General features: G+C 73.8%; 5 protein-coding genes and 1 pseudogene. 2 read left to right on the plus strand and 4 right to left on the minus strand.

Annotated elements, in window-relative coordinates; translation table 11 throughout:
* Positions 1–840: pseudogene (locus QR77_RS35135) on the plus strand (DUF5107 domain-containing protein); the annotation flags it as partial.
* A 37-nt stretch (positions 841–877) separates the two neighbouring features.
* Here QR77_RS35135 and QR77_RS35140 read toward each other — a convergent pair.
* The 4 genes from QR77_RS35140 to QR77_RS35155 all read right to left on the minus strand — a co-directional run bounded on the left by QR77_RS35140 (position 878) and on the right by QR77_RS35155 (position 4458).
* Positions 878–1231 carry a VOC family protein gene (locus QR77_RS35140; RefSeq protein ID WP_040026048.1) on the minus strand — a complete coding sequence of 118 codons (354 nt, stop codon included), beginning with the start codon at positions 1229–1231 and terminating at the stop codon, positions 878–880.
* Positions 1232–1350: 119 nt separating this feature from the next.
* Complete coding sequence (locus QR77_RS35145; protein WP_040026050.1) at positions 1351–2160, minus strand: methyltransferase domain-containing protein; 810 nt, start codon at positions 2158–2160, stop codon at positions 1351–1353.
* A 69-nt stretch (positions 2161–2229) separates the two neighbouring features.
* On the minus strand, positions 2230–2841 hold the full coding sequence (locus tag QR77_RS35150; RefSeq protein ID WP_078877542.1) for a GNAT family N-acetyltransferase: 612 nt from the start codon (positions 2839–2841) through the stop codon (positions 2230–2232).
* A 90-nt stretch (positions 2842–2931) separates the two neighbouring features.
* Entirely contained in the window at positions 2932–4458 is a 1527-nt protein-coding gene (locus QR77_RS35155; protein ID WP_040026051.1) for a bifunctional phosphatase PAP2/diacylglycerol kinase family protein, read from the minus strand.
* A gap of 185 nt (positions 4459–4643) precedes the next feature.
* Between QR77_RS35155 and QR77_RS49495 the strand changes: the two genes are divergently transcribed.
* On the plus strand, positions 4644–5412 hold a 769-nt coding region (locus tag QR77_RS49495; protein WP_347359810.1), incomplete at its 3' end, for an aminotransferase class I/II-fold pyridoxal phosphate-dependent enzyme.

The following is a 5412-nucleotide window of genomic DNA, read 5'->3' on the forward strand; positions in this document are numbered from 1 at the left end:
GAGGCGTGGCTGCCGTACGCCGACGCTGAGCCGGGCGAACGCCTCGCGACCGGCTCCGGCTGGGGTGCGCTCGAAACGCTCAGGGCAGGCGTCAAGCTGGCGGGCACGCCCTTCGACGAGTCCACGCTCGGCGAGGAACAGGCGCCCTGGGTCGAGCTGCTGACGGGCGGCATGCTGCCGGGGCACGGCCCTGGCACCCCGCCGGGACCCACGCTCGTCGCGCCGCACTGGCGCGACATGCTGGAGACGGCGCCCGCCGAGCCGCTGACCGAGTACCACCTCGGGGTGGCGCAGTGGCACGCCGGGGATCTGGCCCAGGCTGTACGGAGTTGGGAGCGCGGCCTCGCCCGCGCCTCGTCCCGCTGGCCGCTGCTGCGCTGTCTTGCCTTCACCGACCTGCGGGGCGGCCACCCCGAACGGGCGGCCGACCTGTACGCCGAGGCATTCGACGACCTGTGCCGGGAGCGCCGGGACCATGACGCGGCCGGTGCCAACGCCGGGGCCGGTGCCGACATCGACGAAACCGCCTGGGCCGCGGCCGTGGAGGCGCTCGGCCGCGAGAGCATCGACGCGCTGCTCGCCGCGGACCGCGCCGCAGGGGCGCGGTCCGTGCTCGAACGGCTGCCGGACGCCACCAGGCGGCGCGGCGCCTTCCGCTTCGCCGAGGCCCGACTGCTGCTCGCCGAGGGGGAGAAGGAAGCGGCCCGCGCCCTCTTCGACGCCGGTTTCGAGGTCGCCGACCTGCGGGAGGGGACGGAGACGCTGAGCGAGGTGTGGGCCGCGCTCACCGACGACCCGCTGCCGGAGGCCTACGAGTACCGGATGCGCCCGGGAGCCTGAACGCGCGGCCGGAGCCGGTCCGGTGACCGGGACAGCGTCACCGGACCGGCTTCGTGTCGACGTACTCGAAGACCGAACCGTCGGGATGTACGGCGATCAGATTGCGCCCGGCGGGGCTCGGCACAGGGCCGACGAGCACCTTGGCGCCGACGTCGTTGAGCGCGGACACCGCGTCGTCGACGTCCTTCACGGCGATCGTCGCCGTGACCTTGCGCAGGACGTCGATCTCGGAGGCGGGTCCGCTCATGAGCAGGAAGCAACTGACGGCGGCGACAGAGACCCCACCGCGCTCGAAGCGGAGCGCGCGGGTTCCGGTGAGGCGTTCGTAGAACGCGACCGAGGTCTCCAGGTCGTCGACGCAGATGCGCAGCGTGGTTCCCAGGATTTCCATGCTGAACAGATTAGTTGGCGTCGCACCGGGAGGAGATCGGTTCGGCCGGGACTTGATCGGTTGAAAAGTGCCGGCCTGTTGAACGGGTCTGGCCCGTTGAACGGGTGAAGCGCCCGTGCTCAGACGCGGCAGATGAGTTCGCCGTGCGGCGTCAGGAACCAGCCGTCCTCCCGGCTGCCCCAGTCGCGCCACGCCTCGGCGATCTCGGCGAGCTGCTCCTGGGTGGCCCGGCCGGCGGCGACGACCCGCTCGGCGTAGCTGGAGGCGACCGTACGGTCCGCCCACAGCCCGCTCCACCAGGCGCGGTCCTCGGGGGTGGCGAAGCACCAGGCGGCAGCGGTCGGGGTGATGTCGGTGAACCCGGCCTGCTGGGCCCAGGACAACAGCCGCCGCCCGGCGTCCGGTTCGCCCCCGTTGGAGCGGGCCACTCCCCGGTACAGCTCCAGCCAGCCGTCCATGACCGGGATCTCGGGAAACCAGGTGAAGGCCCCGTAGTCGGAGTCGCGCACCGCGACGATCCCGCCGGGCCTGCACACGCGGCGCATCTCGCGCAGCGCCTGTACGGGGTCGCCGACGTGCTGGAGGACCTGATGGGCGTGGACGACGTCGAAGGAGTCGTCGGGGAAGTCCAGTCCGTGGACATCGGCGACCGCGAAGCGGACATTGTCCACGCCCTGGTCGATGGCCGCTTCCCGCGCCTTCTCCAGGACCTCCTGCGAGGCGTCGACCGCCGTCACGGTGCCGGGTGCCACGAGGGCCGCCAGGTCGGCGGTGATGGTGCCGGGGCCGCAGCCCACATCCAGCAGGTCCTGCCCCGGCCGCAGTTCGCCGAGGAGGTACGCGGCGGAGTTGGCGGCCGTGCGCCACTGGTGGGAACGCAGCACCGACTCGTGGTGCCCATGGGTGTAGACAGCGGTTTCTTTCGGCATGGCCGGACTCCTTCGTAAGAAGTGGTGCGACCACGCTACGCCGAGATGTTGAATGCTGAGACCCCGATCTCATGATACGGACAGTCGTCCCCACTCCTCGCGGCTCACCGCGTACTCGACATCGCCGTGTTCGGACCCCTCGATCGTCTCGGGCCACTCCTCGAAGAAGGTGCGTACGTACCGCAGTCCGGCCTTCTCCAGCACGCGCCGCGACCCGGTGTTGACCGTCATGGTCCGCCCGACCACCCGCTGTGTCCCCAGCGTGCCGAAGGCGGTCGCGACCAGGGCGCGGGCGCCCTCGGTGGCGTACCCCCGCCCCCAGGCGGTGCGGCGGAGCCGGTACCCGAGTTCGACGGTCTCCCAGCCGGAGCCGCTCAGCGGCTCCAGGCAGAACCAGCCCAGCCACTCGCCCGTCGACCGCTCCTCGGCCGCGCGGAAGCCGCGCCCGAGCACCCGCGGCAGGACATCGCGGCGCGCCGCCTCGCGGGCGAGCGGCTTGCCGCCGTCGATGAACCGCTTCACGCCCTCGTCGTTGTCGAGGGCGACCAGGAGGTCCAGGTCGCCCTCGGTGTCGGTGAAGGGGCGCAGTCGCAGCCGCGGTGTCAGCAGGGCGGCATCGAGGAACGGGCCCGGGGAGTCGTCCGGGGAGTCCGGCGAGTCCGGGGAAGGGGCGGTGTCCATGCGGGCGATCCTGGGCGGCCGCCGTACGGCTGTCCAACGGATTCCGGGCCGCCTGGGCCCGGCGCCCCGCCCCCGTACGGCCGCTCCGGTCTACAGCAGCGCCTGCGGCCGGTACACCGTCAGCGCCTCGATCGCCTTGTCCACGACCAGCGCCCGGGGCGACTCCGCCACCTCGCCGTCGAACGCCAGCGGCGTCCCCGGCGCGATGTCCCCGATCCGTACCCGGCGCATCCGCTCCGCCGCGTGGACGGGGGAACGGCTCAGCGGTCCCGCGAGCATGGCGGCGAGCAGCCGGAGTCCCGGCATCCGGCCGCCGTGCACCACGCGTACGTCGAGCAGGCCGTCGGCCAGATCGTGCCGGTGTCCGGGGGTGGGGCCCATGCGCTGGTAGATGCAGTTCCCGGCGAACAGCAGCCACAGCGACCGCTGCCGCCCCTCGAACTCGGCCCGGAGCTGGTGCTGTGCGCGCAGCACCTCCACGGCGGCCAGAACGCCGGCGGGCCAGCCGCCGATCCGGGGCGCCCAGTGCTCGCGCACCCGCACCAGTTCCGGATAGACGCCCAAGCTGAAGGTGTTGAGGAAGTACCCGGGGGCGCCGGAGCCGCCGGGGCCAGGTGTGAAGCGCCCCAGGTCGACCCGGACGGCGTCCCCGGCGACCAGCGCCCGGCAGGTGTCGTAGACGTCCTCGATGCCCAGGTCGTAGGCGAAGTGGTTCAGCGTTCCCCCGGGGAACACCGCGAGCGGCAGGCCGTACCGTACGGCGATCGCCGCGGCCCTGTTGATCGTTCCGTCGCCGCCCATGACCCCGAGCGCGACGCAGGGTCCGGCCGCCGCCTTCTCCAACTCGGCCTCGACGTCCTGCGGTTCGCACTCCACGATCTCGGCGAGCGGAAGCGCGTCACGCACCAGCGTGGCGGTGCCCGAGGAGCCCGAGGCCCTGTTGACCACGACGACAAGGTCCTTGCCGCCGGGCAGCGCGGGCGCCTCCGCGTACGGCCGTCCCGGGGACGGCATCTGGGAACGCGTCGGCACCACACCCCGTACGGCGTAGGCGGCGCCGACGCCGAGCGCCGCGCCCACCAGCACATCACCCGGATAGTGCGCGCCCGTGTAGACCCGGGACACCGCAACCGCCGCGGCGAGCGGCGCCACGACGGCGCCCCAGCCCTTCGACTCCATCGCGACCCCGGTCGCGAAGGCGGCGGCGGAGGCCGCGTGCCCGGAGGGGAAGGAGGTGGTGAAGGGCTGCCGCTTCAGTTGCCTTATCAGCGGCACCGCGTCCAGCACCGGCCGGTGGCGGCGCACCGCCCGCTTGCCCAGGGTGTTGACCGCGGCGGAGGCCAGAGCGAGCGAGGCGACCCCACGCACGGCGGCCCGGCGCGAGCGCGCTCCCTTGCCCAGTGCCACGATCCCCGCGGCGGCGCCGAACCAGAGCAGTCCGTGGTTGGCGCTCCGGCTCAGCCGGGGCAGCACGGGGCCGGCGCCGGGCCAGTGCCGGGTGGCGACCGAGCGGAAGACCTGCTCGTCCCAGCCCGCCAGCAGCGCCGAGAGGCCGGTCCGCGCCCCGGTGCGGACCTGGTTGTACGCCGAAGGGACGGCCGATGAGGTGTCAGACATGCCACGCGGGTACCCCGGGGTCGCGGGCCCACGCACGGTACGGGGTCAGGGGAGCGGATGCCGAGGAGCAGGTGGCGACAAACCTCCGTATAAAGGGCAGAAGGTAAGGGCGGAAGGTAACGGCGGAAGATCCGCCCGGCGGACTCACCCGCCGGGCCCCGGCGGCTGATGCGGGAGGTGGCGGTATGCGCGGGACGGCGCCCGAGGGCCATGGCCCCGTCCGCTTCGGACCGTTCGCCCCCGGCGCCGGGCTGCCCGCCCTGCCCGAACTGGTCGAGGTCTGCGCGGCGGCGGCCGGCCCCGCCACGCCCGAGCCGCCGGGCGGAGGACCGGTACTGCGGGAGGCGGCGGCGGGCTACTGGTCACGGCGCGGGCTGCTGAGCAGACCGCACGACATGGCGGCGGCGCCCGGCGTGCAGCCGTTGCTGTTCGCGCTGCTCGCCTCGTACGGTGGGGACCTGTTGCTGCCGCGACCCTGCCCCGCCTGGTGGACGCCGCAGGCCCGGATCCTGGGCCGGCCCGCCTATCACGTACCGACCCCGGCGGCGTACGGCGGCGTGCCCGATCCGTACGCGCTGCTGGAGACCGTACGCCGGGTACGGGCCGAGGGCGGCCGGCCGCGGGTGCTGCTGCTCTCCCTGCCCGACGACCCCACCGCCACCGTCGCGCCGCCCGAACTCGTCCGCGAGGCCTGCGAGGCCGCCGTCGGCGAAGGGCTGCGGATCATCAGCGACGAGACCTGGCGCGACACCGTGCACGACCCGGAGGGGACAGTGTTGCTGAGCCCCGCCGAGATGTGGCCCGACGAGGTCACCGTCATCGCCGACACCGGGGGCGCCCTCACCCCGGCGCCCTGGCCGATGGCCGTCGCGCGCTTCCCCGGCACCGCGTCCGGGGCCGCCGGACGGGCGAGGGCCGTCGACATCCTCACCGCGCTCGGCGCGCTGGTCGCCG

Source organism: Streptomyces sp. 150FB (genome assembly GCF_000818195.1).
GTDB lineage: Bacteria > Actinomycetota > Actinomycetes > Streptomycetales > Streptomycetaceae > Streptomyces.

What these genes read in the sequence shown, in the direction of transcription:
- QR77_RS35155 (WP_040026051.1), bottom strand. Translation starts at nt 4,458, where the DNA reads ATGTCTGACACCTCATCGGCCGTCCCTTCGGCGTACAACCAGGTCCGC.
- QR77_RS35150 (WP_078877542.1), bottom strand. Translation starts at nt 2,841, where the DNA reads ATGGACACCGCCCCTTCCCCGGACTCGCCGGACTCCCCGGACGACTCC.
- QR77_RS35140 (WP_040026048.1), bottom strand. Translation starts at nt 1,231, where the DNA reads ATGGAAATCCTGGGAACCACGCTGCGCATCTGCGTCGACGACCTGGAG.
- QR77_RS35145 (WP_040026050.1), bottom strand. Translation starts at nt 2,160, where the DNA reads ATGCCGAAAGAAACCGCTGTCTACACCCATGGGCACCACGAGTCGGTG.